17 protein-coding genes are annotated in these 21,175 nt (G+C 67.0%); 7 read left to right on the plus strand and 10 right to left on the minus strand.

Features of this window, described 5'->3' with window-relative positions:
- Positions 1-18 precede the first annotated feature (18 nt).
- The 3 genes from AC5YGJ_RS00860 to AC5YGJ_RS00870 are packed head-to-tail and all read left to right on the plus strand — an operon-like array spanning position 19 to position 4,318.
- Positions 19-552: an RNA polymerase sigma factor gene (locus AC5YGJ_RS00860; RefSeq protein ID WP_107230223.1), complete on the plus strand. Its 534-nt coding sequence runs from the start codon at positions 19-21 to the stop codon at positions 550-552.
- Positions 549-1,517: a FecR family protein gene (locus AC5YGJ_RS00865; RefSeq protein WP_496185454.1), complete on the plus strand. Its 969-nt coding sequence runs from the start codon at positions 549-551 to the stop codon at positions 1,515-1,517. Before AC5YGJ_RS00860 ends, AC5YGJ_RS00865 begins: the two co-directional genes overlap by 4 nt.
- Before the next feature lie 11 nt (positions 1,518-1,528).
- Positions 1,529-4,318 carry a TonB-dependent receptor plug domain-containing protein gene (locus AC5YGJ_RS00870; protein WP_496185455.1) on the plus strand — a complete coding sequence of 930 codons (2,790 nt, stop codon included), beginning with the start codon at positions 1,529-1,531 and terminating at the stop codon, positions 4,316-4,318.
- A gap of 54 nt (positions 4,319-4,372) precedes the next feature.
- On the opposite strand, the gene AC5YGJ_RS00875 is transcribed toward AC5YGJ_RS00870, so the two are convergent.
- From AC5YGJ_RS00875 to murJ, 7 genes are all read right to left on the minus strand, one after another.
- Complete coding sequence (locus AC5YGJ_RS00875; RefSeq protein WP_496185456.1) at positions 4,373-5,062, minus strand: lysoplasmalogenase; 690 nt, start codon at positions 5,060-5,062, stop codon at positions 4,373-4,375.
- On the minus strand, positions 5,059-6,942 hold the full coding sequence (locus AC5YGJ_RS00880; protein WP_309337184.1) for a M61 family metallopeptidase: 1,884 nt from the start codon (positions 6,940-6,942) through the stop codon (positions 5,059-5,061). Before AC5YGJ_RS00880 ends, AC5YGJ_RS00875 begins: the two co-directional genes overlap by 4 nt.
- 227 nt (positions 6,943-7,169) lie before the next feature.
- Entirely contained in the window at positions 7,170-8,120 is a 951-nt protein-coding gene (gene ispH / locus AC5YGJ_RS00885) for a 4-hydroxy-3-methylbut-2-enyl diphosphate reductase (RefSeq protein WP_496185457.1), read from the minus strand.
- Positions 8,121-8,147: 27 nt separating this feature from the next.
- Positions 8,148-8,672 carry a signal peptidase II gene (gene lspA, locus AC5YGJ_RS00890; RefSeq protein WP_496185458.1) on the minus strand — a complete coding sequence of 175 codons (525 nt, stop codon included), beginning with the start codon at positions 8,670-8,672 and terminating at the stop codon, positions 8,148-8,150.
- On the minus strand, positions 8,672-11,503 hold the full coding sequence (ileS, locus tag AC5YGJ_RS00895) for an isoleucine--tRNA ligase (protein ID WP_496185459.1): 2,832 nt from the start codon (positions 11,501-11,503) through the stop codon (positions 8,672-8,674). Before ileS ends, lspA begins: the two co-directional genes overlap by 1 nt.
- Positions 11,500-12,447 carry a bifunctional riboflavin kinase/FAD synthetase gene (locus AC5YGJ_RS00900; RefSeq protein WP_496185460.1) on the minus strand — a complete coding sequence of 316 codons (948 nt, stop codon included), beginning with the start codon at positions 12,445-12,447 and terminating at the stop codon, positions 11,500-11,502. Before AC5YGJ_RS00900 ends, ileS begins: the two co-directional genes overlap by 4 nt.
- Before the next feature lie 75 nt (positions 12,448-12,522).
- Positions 12,523-14,127: a murein biosynthesis integral membrane protein MurJ gene (gene murJ, locus AC5YGJ_RS00905; protein ID WP_249844896.1), complete on the minus strand. Its 1,605-nt coding sequence runs from the start codon at positions 14,125-14,127 to the stop codon at positions 12,523-12,525.
- 117 nt (positions 14,128-14,244) lie between these two features.
- Here murJ and rpsT point away from each other — a divergent pair, with 117 nt between their 5' ends.
- Positions 14,245-14,514: a 30S ribosomal protein S20 gene (gene rpsT, locus AC5YGJ_RS00910; protein ID WP_005408560.1), complete on the plus strand. Its 270-nt coding sequence runs from the start codon at positions 14,245-14,247 to the stop codon at positions 14,512-14,514.
- Between the two features lie 165 nt (positions 14,515-14,679).
- Here the strand turns inward: rpsT and cgtA are convergent, their stop codons facing one another.
- The 3 genes from cgtA to rplU form a co-directional block, all read right to left on the minus strand.
- Positions 14,680-15,732 carry an Obg family GTPase CgtA gene (cgtA, locus tag AC5YGJ_RS00915; protein WP_496185461.1) on the minus strand — a complete coding sequence of 351 codons (1,053 nt, stop codon included), beginning with the start codon at positions 15,730-15,732 and terminating at the stop codon, positions 14,680-14,682.
- A 193-nt stretch (positions 15,733-15,925) separates the two neighbouring features.
- Complete coding sequence (gene rpmA, locus AC5YGJ_RS00920) at positions 15,926-16,189, minus strand: 50S ribosomal protein L27 (RefSeq protein ID WP_005415704.1); 264 nt, start codon at positions 16,187-16,189, stop codon at positions 15,926-15,928.
- A gap of 18 nt (positions 16,190-16,207) precedes the next feature.
- The gene (gene rplU, locus AC5YGJ_RS00925) at positions 16,208-16,516 is read right to left on the minus strand and encodes a 50S ribosomal protein L21 (protein ID WP_005408557.1); all 309 of its coding nucleotides are present in this window, start codon (positions 16,514-16,516) and stop codon (positions 16,208-16,210) included.
- Positions 16,517-16,833: 317 nt separating this feature from the next.
- Between rplU and uvrA the strand changes: the two genes are divergently transcribed.
- The 3 genes from uvrA to AC5YGJ_RS00940 all read left to right on the plus strand — a co-directional run bounded on the left by uvrA (position 16,834) and on the right by AC5YGJ_RS00940 (position 21,087).
- Positions 16,834-19,833, plus strand: a complete 3,000-nt coding sequence (gene uvrA / locus AC5YGJ_RS00930) for an excinuclease ABC subunit UvrA (protein WP_249844692.1) — start codon at positions 16,834-16,836, stop codon at positions 19,831-19,833.
- On the plus strand, positions 19,833-20,240 hold the full coding sequence (locus AC5YGJ_RS00935; protein WP_188218600.1) for an acyl-CoA thioesterase: 408 nt from the start codon (positions 19,833-19,835) through the stop codon (positions 20,238-20,240). The genes uvrA and AC5YGJ_RS00935 overlap by 1 nt, the downstream gene beginning before the upstream one ends.
- Positions 20,241-20,337: 97 nt before the next feature.
- Complete coding sequence (locus AC5YGJ_RS00940; protein ID WP_496185462.1) at positions 20,338-21,087, plus strand: enolase; 750 nt, start codon at positions 20,338-20,340, stop codon at positions 21,085-21,087.
- Positions 21,088-21,175: the final 88 nt, after the last annotated feature.

Raw genomic sequence — 21,175 nt, forward strand, 5'->3', positions numbered from 1 at the left:
CTCCATCGCGCGCCGGACCTGTCCGCGCCTGCGGATGCATTCATTGCGTTCGTACGGGAAGAACGCGGGCCGTTGTGCGCGTTCCTGCGCATGCGTGGCGTCGGACCGGACGATGCAGAGGACATCGCACAGGACTGCATGGAACGGTTGATCCGCTACCGTGCGCACGGCGCCGACGAACTGCGCCTGCTGCTGTATCGTATCGCCCGCAACCGCCTGGCAGACCGCGGCCGTTCGCCGCAGTCGCGGCCACACCTGTCACTGGCCGAGCACGAAGGGAGCAACGAGCCGTCCAGCTCGTCGCCCGATCCATTGCGCCAGGCCGAGTCCGGACAGATGCTGTCCCTGCTGCGGCAGGCCCTGTTCAAGCTGCCCGAGCGCGCTCGTGAGGTCTATCTGCTCAACCGCATCACCGGCATGAGCTATACCCAGATCGCGCGGCATTGTGGAATTACCGCCAAGACCGTGGAAAAACATATCGCCCGTGCGCTGCAGGGCCTGCGCCAGGAACTCGGATCGGATCCGTTGCACAACGACAGGGACAACGAATGAGCGGCAACCGGCACAAGGATGACGCCCGGCTATTCGAGTGCGCCAGCGCCTGGGTGGCGCGGCTGGAAGCACCGGACTGCACCGCCGATGAGCGCGAGACGTTCGAAGACTGGCTGGCCGAGAATCCCGCCCATGTGACCGCCTGGGTCCAGGCCGAGCGCCTGTTCCAGCGCGGCCAGGCGCTGGCGGCCGATCCATGGTTGCGCACGGCGGCAGCCCGCGCGGCGCGCCCGCCGCGGCGCCCGCTGTGGCCGGCAATGGCGGCGGCAGCCGGCCTCCGCCTGGCCATCGGCATCGGCTGGATGGTGGCCGTCGATGGCAACCCGACGCCACTGCGCTATGCCAATGACTCCCTGCAACCCCGGCAGCAGACGCTGGCCGATGGCAGCGTGGTCACCCTCGATGCCGGCACCACGCTGGGTGCCCGCTTCGGCTGGCGACACCGCGTACTGGTGCTTGAACGCGGGCGCGTGCAGCTGCAGGTTGCACCGTCGAGCAAAGCACTGCAGCTGCGCGCCGGCGACAGCACCATCCGCGATATCGGCACCACCTTCCAGGTCGAGCGCCTGCGCGATGGCCGGGTCGAAGTGGCGCTGCTGGAGGGCGCGGTGGAAGTCAGCAATGGCAGCTCCCAGCACACCCTGGCGCCGGGCCAGCAGCTGCAGGTGTCGCCTTCCGGGCGCATCGAGCCGGGTCCGGCGCTGTCGTCCAACGCCGCCGCCGAAGGCTGGCTGCACGGCAAGCTGGTGTTCGACGGCACGCCGTTGTCGATCGTGGTCGAACGCATGAACCGTTATGGCCGTACCCCGCTGGTGATCGCCGATCCGCAGATCGCCGACCTGGCGGTGAGTGGTACCTTCCGCGCCGGTGATGCACAGGAACTGTTGGCGGCGCTGGAACTGGGGTGGTCCGTGGCTGGCCAGACGCGTCCGGACGGCGCGCTGGAACTGCGCCGCACCTACTGAGGAGAACGGCGGTGAGGGCAGTACCGGGCACGCTGCAGGCAGGGCTGCGCCGCAGTCTGCTTTGCATCGCACTCGCCTTCGCCGCATTGCCTGCATCCGCGACCGAGACCACCGGCACACTGGACATCGATGTTGCGGCTGGGCCGCTGGCCCCGGCATTGCAGCAGTGGGCGCGGCAGAGTGGCATCGCGCTGCTGTTCGACGCGCGCGAACTGGACGGTCTGCGCAGCAGTGGCAGCCACGGCCGACGCGATGTGGCGGCGGCACTGAAGGAACTGGTCGCCGGCCTGCCGGTCACCATCCTGCGTACCCCCTCCGGCGGATTCGTGGTGCGCCGTACGCGTGCCGCCGTGCCAGCGCCAGCCGAGGTTGCCACGCGCCCCGCGTTGGCAGCGCCACGCAAGGCACCCGATGCACCGCCGCAGGTGGAGCTGGCACCGATCCACGTCACTGGCAGCCGGCTGCCACGCACGTCGGTGCAGACCACTCTGCCGGTGACCATCATCGACCGCGACGACATCCTGCGCAGCGGCTACGGCAGCCTGTTCGACCTGCTGCGGCACCTGCCCGGCATGAACGGTCACCCGGCGATGAGCACCTCGCGCAGTGGCGATTCGCAGTACCTGCCGGTCGGCGCGGCCACCACCACCAGCCTGGACGGCATGGGGCCGCGCGCCACGCTGTTCCTGGTCAACGGCAGGCGCCTGCCACGCTATCCGATGGTGTCGCTGGAACAGGGCGGCCTCACCGACCTGGGCGGCATCCCGCTCAGCTTCGTCGAACGCATCGAACTGGTGCGCGGCGGCGCCTCGGCCATCTATGGCGCCGATGCGATGTCCGGCGTGGTCAACATCATCCTGCGCGACCAGGCCGAAGGCCCCGAGGCGATGCTGCAGACCGGTCTGAGCAGCCGCGGTGACGCAGGCCAGTACCGCGTGCAGGCGGCCACCGGCGGTGTGCGCGACGGCGGCGACCGTTGGTTTGCCGGCGTCGACCTGTACCGCATCGAGCACGTGGCCGGCGATCGCCGCGACTGGCATGCGGAAACCTCGCAGTACCTGATCGGCGCATTCCAGGGCAACCGCTACTGGCCGGCGCGCAGCTGCGAGGCACCGCTGCAGCGCCGCGACGATGGCTGCTGGTTCGACAGCGCACGCCCGCGTTCGATCCAGCCCGCCTCGGACACCGCCTCGGCCTACCTGCGCTACCGCCATGAGCGTGGCGACGGGCGCTACGCCTATGCCGAGGCACGGGCCAGCCACAACCGGCAGCGCTTCGACCTGGGGCCTACGGCGGTGGCGATCGGCCTGTACGGTTTCACCTTCAACAGTGTGCTGCGCGAGGCCGGCAATGTACGCCCACGGGTGCGCGCCACCGATGCGGATCTGGCGTTCGGGCTCGGCCGCGAACAGCGTGGGCGCAGCTGGGACGCCGGCATCAGCGCCCAGCGCAGCGATGTCACGCTGGCCACGTCGGGCACGGTGCGTACCGAGCCACTGCTGCGGGCGGCCGAAACGCTCGACTTCCTGCCCGGCTTCACCACGCTGCGCACGGATGCGGCCCAGCAGCTGTTCCCTTCCATCCGCAATCGCGGCCGCACCGAACAGTGGCAGGGCTGGTGGGGCATACAGCGCGAACTGATGCCGTTGCCCGGGGGGCATGCCCAGCTGGCCACCGGCGTTGATGTGCGCCAGGAACGCTGGACATCGCATCCCGACGCGCTGCTGAGCAAGGGCGACCTGGCGCTGGGGCTGCCGCAGCAACAGCGGCGACTGTCACGCCGCAGCGGCGGCGCCTACGCCGAACTCGGCCTGCCGCTGGCGCCCACGCTGCGCATGGACCTGGCCGCGCGCGCCGATCGCGATGGCGGTTACAGTGCGTTCTCGCCGCGCGCCGGGCTGCGCTGGAGCCCCACCGCGCACTGGTCGTTCCTGCTGGCCAGCGGACGCGGCTACCGAGCCCCCAGCCTGTTCGAGCAGCGCCGACCGCCCGGTTACTTCGGTTCAATCGAGCTGCCCGCATCCAGTGCCCTGCCCGAATGCGCACAGCTCGCCGGCGGTGGCCGCTGCAGTGTCACCGCCGAGGTGTTCGAGAACGATGCATTGAAGCCGGAGCGATCACGCAGCCATTCGCTGGCCGCATCGTGGACGCCCACCGAAACGGTCTCGCTGTCGCTGACCCACAACATCGTCGAGCTGCGCAACGAGATCCTGGCCCTGCAACCGGCCGATGCGGTATGGAACAGCAGCACCTGGGAACTGGATGAGGACGGCCACCTGCGCAGCCTGCGCCTGTCCTTCGACAACATCGGCCGCACCACCTCACGCAACTGGGTGATGCGCGGCGAGTACCGCATTGATGCCGGTGGCAACGGCCAGTGGCTGTTCTCGCTGGATGCACTGAAGCAACAAGCGCTTCGCCGCGACCGCGGCCAGGACGCGGCGGTGGACCTACGCGGCCACGTCACCCCGACGACGGCCGCCGTACTCAACGTGCAATGGCAGAACAGCAACTGGGATGTCGCCCTGCGCGGCAACCAGGTGGGGCGAACGCGCGCCTGGCTGCCCGGCGCGGAATGCCCGGACGACCAGCGCGAACTGAACCACTGCATGAACCCCCGGCAGCTACGCTGGAACCTGCACCTGGCACGCCGGCTCGGCCCTCGGATCGTCGCGGCCGTGGATGTGCACAACGTGCTGGACGCACAACCAGTGAACTACCTGGTCGGCAACGGTGGGCAGATGCCGGGGCTGGATGATCCCCTCGGCCGCTACGTCCTGCTGACCCTGCAGTTCCGCTGAGAAAATGGGGACGGAGGGGATTAAGTCGTTTCTGCCATGGATGCCGGATACGACTTAATCCCCTCCGTCCCCTTTTTGCTGTTTCACCGAGCGGGCGATCGCGTACTGCGCGGCATAGTAGGTGGACAGCACCAGCAGGCTGGCCAACGGCAGGCCGCCGCCGAAGCGGTCCCAGGCCAGCAGGGAATCGCTGGCCACGAACAGCAGCGCGCCGGCCGCGGCCCAACGCGCACTGCACGCTTCCACCGCATCAGGCTGCGGTCGGCGCCACTGCCGTGCCAGGGCCAGCACCGCCATCGATGCCAGCACCACCACATAGGCCAGCACCGGAATACGCATCGGCGCCGGCAGGTGCGGCCACAGGCCCATCACGTTGAGCACGGCGAATGCGCCCAGCAACAGGGTGGCGGCGAGCAGCCCACGGCCCGCGCGCAGGCCCTCGCGGAAGGCGGTGATGTAGCACAGGTGCGCCAGCAGGAAGGCAATCAGGCCCGGCACGAACGCATCCACCGGCAACATCAGCGCGATGTCGCCCAGGCACGACAACAGCATGCCGGCCAGCACCGCGCGCCGGTAGAGCGGCCGCGCGGAATCGCGCGCCTGCCAGACGATGGCCGCGATCAGCAGCGTCGTCGCCGGCTTGGTCAACCAGTGCAGCCAGCGCCCATCGCCGTGCAGGAACCCGCCAACGATGGCGAGGACCGCCATCAGCAGGATCACGCCGTCGCGCACGCGCGGTTTCATCGTGCCTTCCACAGCTCGGCCAGACGGTCAGGCTTGCCGGCAATGCGCTCCAGCACCGGGTACTGCAGGCCACCGTGGTAGTCGATGTTCATTGTCTCGATGCGGTCGAACTGCTTCACCAGCAGCACGATCGGCGCCTTGTCCTTTGCCGCGGCCGCGACCGCATCCTTCAGCCGCTGGCTGCTGTACTCGCGGCCGCCGACGGCGATCACCTTCATGCCCGGGGCCAACCCTGCGTTGAACGCCGGGCTGTCCCAGATCACATCGCCGACCGTGCCGCTGTCGAGCACAGTCGCGCCCAGCGAGTAGGCCAGCAATGCCGCCTTGGCGCGCTTCTCCTGCGCCTTGTAGGCCTCGTTCGGGGTATCGCGGTAGACCAGCGTCCAGCCGGCCAGCGCCAGGCCGCCGGTCAGCGAACCATGCCCGTCCAGTCGGCCGCGCAGGAAGGTCGCCCAGTCATACGGAGCGATGCCGTTCAAGGTCGCTACCACGTCGTCGAAGGTGTACGGGTTGACGTCCCAATCGCCATTACCGATGCCGAAGAACGCGCGCGCGAAGTCATCCAGGCTGCGGCGGTTGCCGCTCAGCTCGCGCAGCTTGCCCTCCACTTCCAGCCACAGCATCTGCCCGCCGGAATAGTAGTCCTCGCTCATCTGGTAGTTGCGGTACGGCAACGTGCGGCGCTGGGCGATGGTCGGGTCGTTGGTGGTGTCCTGCAGCGGACGCCAGGCCAGGCCGGGACGGCCGCGGTCATAGGTGGCGGCCACATTGGCCAGCATGTCGCGCGCCTGCGCGGTGGACCACAGACCCGAGCGCGCTGCGAGCACCTGGCCCCAGAACTGGGTCTGCCCTTCGTACACCCACAGCAGGCTGTCGCCCATCGGCACGTTGAAGTTGGCGGTGGCCAGATCGGCGCCACGACGGTACTTGCCGTTCCAGGAATGGGTGTACTCGTGCGGCAGCAGGTCACGCATCCAGGCGTTGGCATCCCACTCGGTGAAGTAGCCCGGATCGGCACTGTTCTCGCTGGAACGGTGGTGCTCCAGGCCGATGCCGCCGAGGCGGTCGGTCAGCGCCAGCAGGAATTCATAGTGGTTGTAGTGACGCGCACCGTAGAGCTTGTCGGCCTGCTGCACCAGCGCGCGGTGCATCGTGATCTGCGCGTCGGTCGGCTTCAGCGACCTGGCCTCGTCGGCGAACACGTTGAGGTGCACCGGCACCTTCGCACCCGGGTCGAGATCGATACGCTGGTAGTGCTCGCCGGCGAACAGCGGTGAGTCGACCAGGTGGTCATAGGAAATCGGCTTGAACACCACGGTGTCGCCGTCGCGGCGCGCGGTTTCCAGTGCGGTGGCGAACGACCAGCCCTTGGGCAGGGTCACGCTGGCCTGCGCCTGCAACTGGCGTGCATCGACACCGGCCGGATACAGCGAGTTGGCGTTCCACTGCAGGTTGAGCATTTCCGGGGTCATTACCACCCGGCCCTGGCTGCCGCCCTGCGAGGACAGGAAATCGAAGTGGGCGACGATCTCGCTCACGCCTTCGGGCACCTCCACCTTGAATGCGTAGACGTTGAACTGATCTCGTTGCCAGGCCAGCGGCCTGCCGTTGGCGGTGACGCGCAGGCCGGCCAGTTTGTCGATCGGGCCGGTGGGCGAATGGTTGCCGGGAATCCACTGCGGATACAGCAGCGTCATCGGGCCAGGCTTGGCCGGCACGGTCGCGGTGACCTTGAAGATGCGCCGGGCCAGGTCGCGCGCGTCCACATCGATGCGCAGCAGGCCGGGGGCGGCGGCGTTGGCCGGCGGCGAGGTCTGCGCCAGTGCGGGCGTTGCGCCCAGCGCGAACAGCACGGACATCACCAAGGCACGGGTCTTCATCGGGCGGCATCCAACAACGGAGAATCCTCCGATGCTAGGCCTGTAGAGTGCCCTGCCCCATGGCCAAAGGTCATGGGCGTCCTAACCCCACCAGAAGCGACAAACCCGGCAACAAGGCCGTGAGCGGTAGATCCACGCCGTGCGTGGATGGGGTGCATGCAAAAGCAGTGCGAACCAAGGTCCGCACCCACCTTGTGCGGGTTCGCACCCAGCAGAGTCAGGCCCGGTCAGTCGACCAGGCGCAGGCGCAGTTCCTTCGGCAGTGCAAACACCATCGATTCCGGCTCGCCATCCAGCTCGGACACGCCGCTGGCACCCAGCTCGGCCAGCCGCGCCAGCACGCCATCAACCAGCACCTGCGGCGCCGAGGCACCGGCGGTCACACCGATGTGCTGCTTGCCTTCCACCCAGCGCGGGTCGATCTCGTGCGCACCGTCGATCAGGTACGACTCCACGCCTTCACGGCGGGCCAGTTCACTCAGTCGGTTGGAATTGGAGCTGTTCGGCGAACCCACCACCAGCACCAGGTCGCAGCGCTTGGCCAGGTCGCGCACGGCATCCTGGCGGTTCTGCGTGGCGTAGCAGATGTCGTCGTTCTTCGGGCCCTGCATTTCCGGGAAACGCTCGCGCAGCGCATCGATGATGCCGCGCGTGTCATCCACCGACAGCGTGGTCTGGGTGGTGTAGGCGAAGTTTTCCGGCTGGTTGATCTGCAGCGTGGCTACCTGCTCGACGTCCTCGACCAGATAGATCTGGCCGGTACCCGCTTCGCGGTTCCACTGGCCCATGGTGCCTTCCACTTCCGGGTGACCGGCGTGGCCGATCAGCACCACGTCACGGCCGGCACGGCAGTGGCGGGCAACCTCGAAGTGGACCTTGGTCACCAGCGGGCAGGTGGCGTCGAACACCTTCAGACCACGGCGCTCGGCTTCCTGGCGCACGGCCTGGGACACGCCGTGCGCGCTGAAGATGACCGTGTTGTTGTCCGGCACTTCGTCCAGTTCCTCGACGAAGATCGCACCGCGCTGCTTCAGGTCATCGACCACGAAGCGGTTGTGCACCACTTCATGGCGGACATAGATGGGCGCGCCCAGCGTTTCGATCGCGCGCTTGACGATCTCGATCGCACGATCGACACCGGCACAGAAACCACGCGGGTTGGCGAGCAGCACATCCATCAGTTCAGTCTCCCGGCGGCGGCCGGCTTACGGTTTCGGGTTGGCATTATCCGCCTTTTTGGCGGACTTGCCGTCGAACAGGCCAAACAGGGCGATGCCGATGGCACCGACCACGATGGCCGAATCGGCGATGTTGAACGAGGGCCAGGTATAGCTGCCCACGTACCACTGGATGAAATCGACCACGTGGCCGTGCACCTGGCGGTCGATCACGTTGCCGATGGCACCGCCGATGATCAGCGCATACGGCACCGCGGCCTTCCAGTTGCCACGGGCAGTGCCGCGCAGCCACCAGGCCATCAGGCCGCTGATGGCGATCGCCAACGCGGTGAAGAAGTACTTCTGCCAGCCACCGGCGTCGCTCAGGAAACTGAACGCCGCACCGGTGTTGTAGGTGCGGTACCAGTTCCAGAAGCCCTCGATGACCACCACCGGCTGGAACTCCGGCAGGCTCGACAGGACCCAGGCCTTGGACCACTGGTCCAGGCCGATGATGACCACCGACAGCAGCAGCCAGACCAGGGCATTGGGATGCGGACGGGGCGCGGCCATCAGAACCAGCTCCGCAGTTCGCCGGCGCCGGTGATGTTGCTCACGCAGCGGCCGCACAGTTCGGGGTGATCGGCGTTGCTGCCGACATCGGCGCGGTGGTGCCAGCAGCGCACGCACTTGGCCTTGCTGGTCGGCTGCGCGCTGACGAACACCTCGTCGGTGGTCGCCGGGCGCACCTGCACGTCGCCGCTGATGAACAGGAAGCGCAGCTCATCGGCCAGCGGCTGCCACCTGGCGGCCTGCGCTTCGCTGGCGGCGAGGGTGATTTCCGCTTCCAGCGCGGCACCGATCGCGCCGTTGGCACGCATCGGCTCAAGCACCTTGGCCACCTGCTCGCGCACAGCCAGCAGCTGGTCGAAGTCAGCCGCGTTGAGCTGGGCATCGGCCGGCAGCGGCGCCAGGCCGTCGTACCAGGTGGTGAACAGCACGTGGCCGGCGCGTTCGCCCGGCAGGTAGCCCCACAGCTCGTCGGCGGTGAAGGTCAGGATCGGCGCGACCCAGCGGGTGAACGCTTCGGCGATGTGGTACATCGCACTCTGTGCCGAACGGCGACCGTGCGAATCGGTCGGCATCGTGTACAGGCGGTCCTTGGTCACGTCCAGGTACAGCGAACCCAGGTCGACGCTGCAGAAGTTCAGCAGCAGCTGCACGATCTCGGCCATGTTGTAGCCGTCGTAGGCCGCCTTGATCTTCTCCTGCAGCTCCCAGGCGCGATGCACGATCCAGCGGTCCAGCGCGACCATCTGGTCGAGCGGGCGCAGGTGCTGGGCCGGATCGAAACCGTCCAGGTTGCCGAGCAGGAAGCGTGCGGTGTTGCGCAGGCGACGGTAGGCGTCGGCGTTGCGCTTGAGGATCTCCTGCGACAGCGACATCTCGTTGCTGTAGTCGGCCGAGGCGATCCACAGGCGCAGGATGTCCGCGCCCAGCTTGTTCATGATGTCCTGCGGTTCGATGCCGTTGCCCAGCGACTTGGACATCTTGCGGCCGTGCTCGTCCACGGTGAAGCCGTGGGTCAGGCACTGCTTGTACGGCGCGCGCTTGTCGATCGCCACGCCGGTCAGCAGCGAGGACTGGAACCAGCCGCGATGCTGGTCGGAACCTTCCAGGTACAGGTCGGCCGGCTTGCCGAAGCCACGCGCCGCGAGCACGCCTTCATGGGTGACGCCCGAATCGAACCACACGTCGAGGATGTCGGTGACCTTCTCGTAGTCGGCCGCTTCAGCGCCCAGCAGCTCTGCAGCGTCCAGCGAGTACCACACGTCGATGCCCTCGGCTTGGACGCGATCGGCGACCTGCTGCATCAGCTCCACCGAACGCGGGTGGATCTCGCCGGTCTGGCGATGGGTGAACAGGGCGATCGGCACGCCCCAGGTGCGCTGGCGCGAGATGGTCCAGTCCGGGCGACCGTCGACCATGCTCTGGATGCGCGCCTTGCCCCAGCTCGGGAACCAGCCGACGGTGTCGATGGCCGCCAGCGCATCGCGGCGCAGGTGGGCCTTGTCCATCGAGATGAACCACTGCGGGGTGGCGCGGAACACCACCGGCGTCTTGTGGCGCCAGCAATGCGGGTAGCTGTGGCGGATCGGATGGAAGGCCAGCAGCGCACCGTTGTCGCGCAGCACGCCGACGATGGCTTCCTGCGCCTTCCACAGGTGCTGGCCGGCCAGCACTACGTCACCGGCCGGCGGGGTCGATTCCAGGTACACGCCACGGCCATCGATCGGGGTCACCTGACCGGCGTTGTACTTGTCCAGCAGGCCGTACTTCTGGCTGACCACGAAGTCTTCCTGGCCGTGGCCGGGGGCGGTGTGCACCGCACCGGTACCGTCCTCGTCGGAGACGTGGTCTCCGTTGAGCACCAGGATCTCGCGCTCGGGGTAGAACGGATGCGCCAGCAGCTGGTTTTCCAACGCGGCGCCGGCGATTTCACCATGCAGCACCACGCTCTCAACGCCGTAGCGCTGCAGTGCGCGCTCGGCCAGCGCGGCGGCGAGCACCAGCCAGCGGCGCTTGCCGTTGTGCGCCGGGCCTTCGGCCAGCACGTAGTTGATCTCCGCACCCAGCGACACCGCCAGCGAGGCCGGCAGCGTCCACGGCGTAGTGGTCCAGATCGGCACGGCCACTTCAACGTCGGCCGGCACGCTCACGCCGAACGCCTGGCCGATGGCCTGCGCATCACGCGCGGCGTAGGCCACGTCGATCGCCGGCGATTCCTTTTCCTGGTACTCGATCTCGGCTTCGGCCAGCGCCGAGCCACAGTCGAAGCACCAGTACACCGGCTTGGCGCCACGCACCAGGTGGCCATTGGCCACGACCTTGGCCAGCGCGCGGATCTCGTTGGCCTCGAAGTCGAAGCTCAGGGTCTTGTACGGGTTGTCCCAGTCGCCGGTCACGCCCAGGCGCTTGAAGTCCACGCGCTGGATGTTGATCTGCTCTTCGGCGAACTCGCGGCACTTCTGCCGGAATTCAACGGCGTCGAGCTTGGTGCCGACCTTGCCCCACTTCTTTTCGACCGCGATCTCGATCGGCAGGCCATGGCAGTCCCAGCCCGGCACGTAGGGCGCATCGAAGCCGGCCAGGTAGCGCGACTTGACGATGATGTCCTTCAGGATCTTGTTGACCGCGTGGCCGAGGTGGATGCGGCCGTTGGCGTACGGCGGGCCGTCATGCAGCACGAACAGCGGGCGGCCGGCGGCGTTGTCGCGCAGCTGCTGGTAGAGCCCCTGCGCTTCCCACTGCGCCAGAATGCCCGGCTCGCGCTTGGGCAGGTCGCCGCGCATCGGGAATTCGGTGGCTGGCAGGTTCAGGGTGGTCTTGTAGTCCTGGCTCACGCAGTGGCTCGCAATCTATGTTCGGAAAGGATGGCGCGCGCCTGTTCGGCGTCGCGGTGCATCTGGTCGGTCAGCGCCGCCAGATCATTGAATTTCTCTTCGTCGCGCAGCTTGGCGACGAACTCCACGTCGATGTGGCGGCCGTACAGGTCACCCTGGAAGTCGAACAGGTGCGCTTCCAGCAGCGGCTCCACGCCGTCCACTGTCGGCCGCGTGCCGAAGCTGGAGACCGACGGCCACGGCTGATCGAACACCCCGTGCACCCAAGTCGCGTAGATGCCCGACAGTGCCGGGGTCTTCGGGAAGCGCAGGTTGGCGGTGGGGAAGCCCAGCGTACGGCCGAGCTGGCGCCCGCGCACCACCCGCCCGCTGATCGCGTAGGGGCGGCCGAGCAGGTCGTTGGCGCGGGCGAAATCGCCCTCCTGCAGCAGCTGGCGGATGCGGGTGCTGGAGATGCGCTCGCCATGCAGGTCCACCGCTTCGATCTCGCCCGCGGTGAAGCCGAGTTCGGCGCCCATCGCCTGCAGCAGGGCCAGATCGCCACGGCGGCGGTTGCCGAAGCAGAACTCCGGCCCGATCCACACTTCACGCGCGCCCAGCCGGTGCACCAGCAGCTGGCGCACGAAGGTCTCGGCCGGCATCGCTGCCATCGCCGCGTCGAAGCGCAGCAGGCCGATCGCATCGACGCCGAGTTCGCGCAGGATCTCGACCTTGCTGCGCGCCAGGGTCAACCGCGGCGGCGGCGTGCCCTTGGCGAAGAATTCACGCGGCAACGGCTCGAAGGCCACCGCCACCGCGGCCACGCCCAAGGCGCGCGCGCGGGCGACCGCGTGGCGGACCAGCGCACGATGCCCCAGATGGAGGCCGTCGAATGCACCGATACAGACCACGCTTCCGTTGGGGAACAGCTCCCCGCCCTCGACGCTTCTGAACAGCCTGCTCATCAACTCTCGTTCCGGCCCACCCGGGGCCGCCGCTTCAATGGTGTAACCCTGAAGTATAGCCGCCACAAGCGGTGATCAATGCCCGCGCAGGTCGCGCGGGCGGAAGCCCAGCGCCAGCATGGCCACCGCGTAGGTGGCACCGCCACCGCCGACCAGCAGCGACAGGCTGCCGATCCGCTCCCACACGCCCATCGCCGAGAAGGCCGGCAGCCAGTGCAGCAGGGCCAGCAGCGCGGCAACCATCGCCACGCAGGCCAGCAGCAGGCGGCCCAGGTAGCCGCCCCAGCCCGGTCGGCGCTGGTAGACATCGGTCTTGCCCAGCCAGTACCAGAGCAGGCCGAGGTTCAGGTAACTGGACAGCGCGCTGGCGATGCCCAGCGCCAGGTGCAGGCCCGGCTGTTTGCCGATGGCCGCCATCACCCCCTGCGCCTTCAACTCGTCCGGCACCATCACCTGGTACAGCACCGCCAGCAGAGCGAAGTTGAACACCATGTTGGCCACCAGCGCGGCGACGCCGGCGCGTACCGGGGTCTTGGTGTCCTGGCGGGCGTAGAAGGCCGGCAGCACCACCTTCAGCAGCGCGAACGCCGGCAGGCCGAAGCTCAGGCCGTACACCGACAGCGCCGTCATGCGGGTATCGAAGGCGCTGAACTGGCCGTGCTGGAAGATCGTCGCGATCAGCGGCTCGGCCAGCAGCAGCAGGCCCAGCATCGCCGGCACCGAGATCAGCAGGGTCATGCGCAGGCCCCAGTCCAGCGAGCGCGAGAAGCCTTCGCGGTCGGTGCTGACATGGTGACGGGCCAGTGCTGGCAGGATCACCGTGCCCAGCGCCACCCCGAACACGCCCAGCGGCAGCTCCAGGAAGCGATCGGCCAGCGACAGCCAGGACTGCGAGCCGTCAGTCAGCTTGGCCGCGATGACCGTGTCCAGCAGCAGGTTGATCTGCGCCACCGACGAACCGAAAAGGGTCGGCACCATCAGTGTCATCACCTTGCGCACGCCCGGATGGCTCCAGCCCCAGCGCGGCAGGGTCAGCAGGTTGATGCCCTTCAGCGACGGCAGCTGGAACAGCAGCTGCAGGATGCCCGCGGCCAGCACCGCCCAGCCCAGCGCCAGGATCTGCTTCTCCGGAGTGCCGCCCAGCCGCGGCGCCAGCCACAGCGCACCGGCGATCATGCACAGGTTGAGGATGACCGGGGTCAGCGCCGGCATCGCGAAGCGCTGGAAGCTGTTCAGCGCGCCACCGGCCAGTGCGGTCAGCGAGACAAACAGCAGGAACGGGAAGGTCAGGCGGAAAAGGTCTACCAGCAGGCCCTGCTTGACCGGGTCGGTATCAACACCACTGGAGAACACCGAGGCCAGCTGCGGCGCGAAGATCAGCGCCAGCGCGGTGACCAGCATCAACACCCCGCCCAGGGTGCCGGCGGTGCGGGCCATCAGTTCACGCAGCTCGGCGTGACTGCGGGTCTCCTTCACTTCCGTGAACACCGGCACGAAAGCGGTGGCGAAGGAGCCCTCAGCGAACAAACGGCGCAGGAAATTGGGTACCCTGAACGCGACCCAGAAAGCATCAGTGATGGCGTTGGTGCCGAACGTGGTGGTCACCACGAAGTCCCGGACAAGTCCGAGAACGCGCGAGACCATGGTCATGCTGCTGAACGACAGCAGGCCCCGCAACAACTTGGGTGAACTCACTCAGCGTCCCTCTTGACAATCGACTTGACGTGCATTTCTTACGCCATCATACTAGCTAGCTTGCTGTTCCCATAACACCGATTTTTTCAGGAAACCACCACCGTGGCCAATATCAAGTCCGCCAAGAAGCGCGCCAAGCAGACCGTCGTGCGCAACGCGCGCAACGTGGCTCAGCGCTCGATGCTGCGCACCGCTGTCAAGAAAGTGATCAAGGCGCTGGACGCCAACGATGCCGCCGGCGCCGAAGCCGCCTTCGCCGTTGCCCAGCCGATCCTGGATCGCTTCAGCGCGCGTGGCCTGATCCACAAGAACAAGGCTGCTCGTCATAAGAGCCGCCTGAACGACCGCATCAAGGCCCTCAAGGCCGCCTGATCCGGCGTTGCCGCCCTGCCCTTCGGGGTTGGGCAGCAGACAAAAGCCCGGCCCCGGCCGGGTTTTTTGTTGCCTGCAGTTTACCGGGATTGCCAGCCAGCGGCCGGCACTACCAACAAAAAACCCGGCCGAAGCCGGGTTTTCCGCATGGAACCACAACGGCATTCACTGCGCGTTGCGGGCTTCCAGCTCGTCTTCCTTCTGGCGATCGAAGAAGGCCATGATCCGGCTCATGATCGGGAAGGTACCTTCGCGGCCCAGCGCGGAAACCAGGAACCACGGCTCCTTCCAGCCCAGCTCGGCGACGATCTGCTCCGCCGCGGCCTTGGCCTCGTCCTCGAACATCAGGTCGGCCTTGTTCAGCACCAGCCAGCGCGGCTTTTCCAGCAGCTCCGGGTCGTGCTTCTCCAGCTCGCGCTCGATCGCACGCACCTGCTCCACCGGCGAAATGCCGTCCACGCCACCTTCCATCGGTGAAATGTCCACCAGGTGCAGCAGCAGGCGGGTGCGCTGCAGGTGACGCAGGAACTGCGCACCGAGGCCGGCGCCATCTGCCGCGCCTTCGATCAGGCCGGGAATATCGGCGATCACGAAGCTGCGGTAATTCTCCACCTTCACCACACCCAGGTTCGGGTACAGCGTGGTGAACGGGTAATCGGCCACCTTCGGCGTCGCCGCCGAAACGGCACGGATCAGGGTGCTCTTGCCAGCGTTGGGGAAGCCCAGCAGGCCGACGTCGGCCAGCAGCTTCAGTTCCAGCTTCAGGGTGCGCTCTTCGCCCGGCTCGCCCGGCAGCGCCTGGCGCGGCGAGCGGTTGGTCGAGCTCTTGAAGTGCATGTTGCCCAGGCCACCACGGCCACCCTTGGCCACCAGCAGGCGATCGCCGTGCTGGGTCAGGTCGCCGATGACTTCATCGGTGGCGACGTTGATCACCACGGTACCTACCGGCACGGTGATGGTCAGGTCTTCGCCGCCCTTGCCATAGGCCTGGCGGCCCATACCGTTCTCGCCGCGCTGCGCCTTGAAGATGCGGTCATGGCGGAAGTCGACCAGGGTGTTCAGGTTCTCGTCGGCGCGGATGTACACGCTGCCGCCGGCACCGCCGTCGCCGCCGTCCGGGCCGCCGAGCGGAATGAACTTCTCGCGACGGAAGCCAATGCAGCCGTTGCCGCCGTTGCCGGCGAACACTTCGATTTCTGCTTCGTCTACCAGTTTCATTGTTTCGATGCCTGCGATGGGCGCAGCCTGCGGGCCGCCGCCTTGAATGTCATGCCGGCCGCGGGCCGGCAACCCGGCACAGCCGGTCTTGCGTTCACTCTAACGAAAAGCCCCGCCGAAGCGGGGCCCTCCATGCAACGTGCTCTTCATCCAGCACTACCCTGCCGTAGCACGGGTGCCGGCGATGCCTGGATCAGGCGTCGGCCGAGACGATGCTGACGGTGCGGCGCTTCTTGGCGCCCTTGACCGAGAACTCCACCTTGCCGTCCACCAGGGCGAACAGGGTGTGGTCACGGCCCAGGCCAACGCCGGAACCCGGGTGGAACTGGGTGCCGCGCTGACGCACGATGATGTTGCCGGCTTCGATGGCCTGGCCGCCGAAGATCTTGACGCCCAGGTACTTCGGGTTGGAGTCGCGACCGTTGCGCGAGGAGCCTACGCCCTTTTTATGTGCCATGACTGCTTCTCCTGATACTTAGCCGGCGATGCCGGTGATCTCGATTTCGGTGTAGTACTGACGGTGACCCTGACGCTTCATGTGGTGCTTGCGGCGACGGAACTTGATGATCCGGACCTTGTCAGCACGACCCTGGGACAGGACCTTGGCGGTGACGGCAGCGCCCTTCAGCGCATCGCCCAGCTTCACGCCGTCGCTGTCACCCAGCATCAGGATGTTGTCAAACTTGATCTCGCTGCCGACTTCGACTTCGAGCTTTTCAATGCGGAGCTTTTCGCCCTGCGCCACGCGGTATTGCTTACCGCCGGTGACCAGTACTGCGTACATGACCAGGCCTTCCTCTGTAGTTATTGTGGTCTGAGCTGCCGCCATCGAGGGCGGACAGGAGCGGGATTGTACGCAGATCAGCGGGCGCGGGTCAAGTCAACCCCTGAACGGGCTTGGGGCGCGGGCCAGAACGGGGTCAGATCCCGTTTCACGTTGTGAAAAGGGATCTGACCCCTGCCTGTCGGCCTGTCTCACAGGGTGAGACACCGGGCTGGCATTGTCGCCCATTGCCCCCATCTGGTCACCTCGGTAGGCTGACCGATTGCCGTTCCCCGCTGGCCCGGCACCCAGCCAACGCCCCCACAACCGGATCCCCCATGGCGATGGATTTCATCCGCATCCGCGGCGCGCGGACGCACAACCTGAAGAACCTCGACCTCGACCTGCCCCGCGACAAGCTGATCGTGATCACCGGCCTGTCCGGCTCGGGCAAGTCCTCGCTGGCGTTCGACACCATCTATGCAGAAGGCCAGCGCCGCTACGTCGAGTCGCTGTCGGCCTATGCGCGCCAGTTCCTGAGCGTGATGGAAAAGCCGGACCTGGACCACATCGAAGGCCTGTCCCCGGCCATCTCGATCGAGCAGAAGTCGACCTCGCACAACCCGCGTTCGACGGTCGGCACGATCACCGAGATCTACGACTACCTGCGCCTGCTGTACGCGCGCGTCGGCACCCCGCGCTGCCCCGACCACGGCTACCCGCTGGAAGCACAGACGGTCAGCCAGATGGTCGACCAGGTGCTAACCCTCGACCCGGAACAGCGCTACATGCTGCTGGCGCCGGTCATCCGCGACCGCAAGGGCGAGCATGCGCAGGTGTTCGACCAGCTGCGTGCGCAGGGCTTCGTGCGCGTACGCGTGGATGGCGAGCTGCATGAGATCGACGCGGTGCCGCCGCTGGCGCTGCGCCAGAAGCACACCATCGAGGCGGTGATCGACCGCTTCCGCCCGCGCGAGGACATCAAGCAGCGCCTGGCCGAGAGCTTCGAGACCGCGCTGAAACTGGGCGACGGCATGGCCTCGGTGCAGAGCCTGGACAACGCCGGTACCGCGCCGACGCTGTTCTCCTCCAAGTACTCCTGCCCGGTCTGCGATTACTCGCTGCCGGAACTGGAACCACGGCTGTTCTCGTTCAACGCACCGATGGGCGCCTGCCCCGGCTGCGATGGCCTGGGCATGGCCGAATTCTTCGATCCCTCGCGCGTGGTGGTGCACCCCGAGCTGTCGCTGGCCGCCGGTGCGGTGCGCGGCTGGGACCGCCGCAACGCCTACTACTTCCAGCTGATCGCCTCGCTGGCCAAGCACTACAAGTTCGACGTCGACGCGGCGTGGAACTCGCTGCCGGAGAACGTGCAGCAGGCCGTGCTGTATGGCAGCGGCGATGAAGCGATCACCTTCACCTACTTCACCGAAGCCGGGGGCCGCACCCAGCGCAAGCACCGCTTCGAGGGCATCATTCCCAACCTCGAACGCCGCTACAAGGAAACCGAGTCGCCGGCGGTGCGCGAGGAACTGTCCAAGTACATCAGCGAACAGCCGTGCCCGGAATGCCATGGTGCGCGCCTGAACAAGGCCGCGCGCAACGTGTTCGTGGCCGACCGCCCGCTGCCGGATCTGGTGGTGCTGCCGATCGACGAAGCGCTGAAGTTCTTCAGTGAACTGAGCCTGCCGGGCTGGCGCGGCGAAATCGCCTCGAAGATCGTCAAGGAAATCGGCGAACGCCTCGGCTTCCTGGTCGATGTGGGCCTGGATTACCTGACCCTGGAGCGCAAGGCCGACACCCTGTCCGGTGGCGAGGCGCAGCGCATCCGCCTGGCCAGCCAGATCGGCGCCGGCCTGGTCGGGGTGATGTACGTGCTCGATGAGCCGTCGATCGGCCTGCACCAGCGCGACAACGAACGCCTGCTCGGCACCCTCACCCGCCTGCGCGACCTCGGCAACACGGTGATCGTGGTCGAGCACGACGAGGACGCGATCCGGCTGGCCGACTACGTGCTGGACATCGGACCGGGCGCGGGTGTGCACGGCGGCGAGATCGTCGGCCAGGGCACCCTGCAGGACATCCTGGAGGCACCGCGCTCGCTGACCGGCCAGTACCTGTCGGGCAAGCGCGCGATCGAGATTCCGGCGCGCCGGCACAAGCCGAACCCGAAGATGACCCTGCACCTGCGCGGTGCCAGCGGCAACAACCTGAAGGGCGTGGACCTGGCGATTCCGTCGGGCCTGCTGACCTGCGTGACCGGCGTGTCCGGCTCGGGCAAGTCGACCCTGATCAACGACACCCTGTTCTCGCTGGCCGCCAACGAGATCAACGGCGCTTCGCACCCGATCGCTCCCTACAAGGAGATCGATGGCCTGGACCTGTTCGACAAGGTGGTGGACATCGACCAGTCGCCGATCGGCCGCACTCCGCGTTCGAACCCGGCCACCTACACCGGCCTGTTCACCCCGTTGCGCGAACTGTTCGCGCAGGTGCCCGAAGCACGTGCGCGCGGCTATTCGCCGGGGCGCTTCAGCTTCAACGTGCGGGGCGGCCGCTGCGAAGCATGCCAGGGCGATGGCCTGATCAAGGTCGAGATGCACTTCCTGCCGGACGTGTACGTGCCGTGCGATGTCTGCCACGGCAAGCGCTACAACCGCGAGACGCTGGAGATCCTGTACAAGGGCTTCAACATCAACGACGTGCTGGAAATGACCGTCGAGGATGCACTGAAGCTGTTCGAGCCGGTGCCGTCGATCGCACGAAAGCTGGAAACCCTGGTCGACGTCGGCCTGAGTTACATCAAGCTGGGCCAGAGCGCGACCACGCTGTCCGGTGGTGAAGCGCAGCGCGTGAAGCTGTCCAAGGAACTGTCGCGCCGCGATACCGGCCGCACCCTGTACATCCTCGACGAGCCGACCACCGGCCTGCACTTCCACGACATCGAAGCGCTGCTGGGCGTGCTGCACAAGCTGCGCGACGAAGGCAACACGGTGGTGGTGATCGAGCACAACCTGGACGTGATCAAGACTGCCGACTGGATCGTCGACCTGGGCCCGGAAGGTGGCCATCGCGGTGGCACCATCCTGGTCACCGGCACGCCGGAAGACGTGGCGGCCTGCCCGCAGTCGTACACCGGCCAGTTCCTGGCGCGCATGTTGCCCTCCACCAGCGCGCGCCCGGAGCAGCCGGCCGCCGTGGCCAACAAGCCCGACGCCCGCCCGCCGCGCAAGGTGAAGCCTGAGAAGGTCGCCAAGCCGGCGAAGAAGGCGGTGGCCGCCAAAAGCACCGGCAAGGCCAGCAAGAGTGCCACGGCCAGCAAGAAGAAGGACGCATGATGAGCAGCGAACACAAGATCCTGGCCCGCATCCCGATCAGCGTGCGCTGGCGCGACATGGACAGCATGGGCCACGTCAACAACGCCAAGTACATCTCCTACCTGGAGGAAGCGCGCGTGCGCTGGATGCTGGGCGTGGACGGCGTGTCGATGACCGACCGCATCGCCCCGGTGGTGGCCGCGACCAACGTCAACTACCGCCTGCCGATCGTGTGGCCCAACGACATCCTCGTTGAACTGTTCGTCGAACGCCTGGGCAACAGCAGCGTGACCATCGGCCACCGCATCGTCGACCAGCAGGACGATTCGAAGCTGTATTCGGACGGCAACGTGGTGGTGGTCTGGATGGATACCCAGACCGGCAAGAGCGCGCCGCTGCCGGACGCGATCCGCAGCGCGTCTACCTGAAATGCCCTGGTGGGTGCCGACCTGGGTCGGCACGCTTCGGCGGCAATGAGGCTGCCGGCCAGCGGCCGGCACTACCCACTATGTTCAAAGGACTGACATGATCCACCACACCGAACTGCGCGACCTGCTGCCCGGCATGGTTGCCTTCCCCACCGATGTCTTCCCCGCCGATCAGGCGTGGCTCGGCCAGCACCTGCTGCCGCTGCTGAAGATCGACCTGGGTGTGCTGCGCCCGGAACTGGCCGGTCAGGTGGCGACGATGCTGTGCCCGATCGAGCCGTATGAAGGCTGCATCGGTGACGAAACCACGGCACACCACAACGCGTTTACCGCCAGCAACTGGATCGCCTTCGCACTGACTGCCGACAACCAGATGCGTTTCCTCGGCAACGAAGCGTACTTCCTGGGCGATGCGGCGGATGATGAAGACGCACGTGCACACGTGGCCGAGATGCGCGACAGCCATGACCAGGCCAAGGCGCACTTCCAGCAGCACGGTTGTCTGGCGAGTGTCTCGCGCTACGGCGATGGCGAACCGGAGGAACGGGCATGGCTGGACCAGCTGGGCGGTCCGATCTGGTTCGGTAACTGGACCGGGTACACACGCATTCCGTCTGCCTTCGTGATCGAAGACCTCGCCGGCACCACCCAGCGCGGCAACCTGCACTTCCGCAACAGCAGCGACCACCTGCCTGACGAGGGTATCCGCATCACCCGCGACGGCCAGCCGTTCTTCCATGTCGCCAGCGTGGCCGCCTACCGCTGGTGCGCCGCTGGTGCTGACGCGATTGTGATGTTCTACGAACCGGTGAGCAGGACCGTATTGTTCACCTACGACTGGTCGTAAAACCCCGCCGGGCATGGCCCGGCGCTACCCAGGCAGGACCGCCGGATCATCACCGGTAGCGCCGGGCCATGCCCGGCGGAACGGGCGA

Source organism: Stenotrophomonas sp. CS3K5 (genome assembly GCF_059515225.1).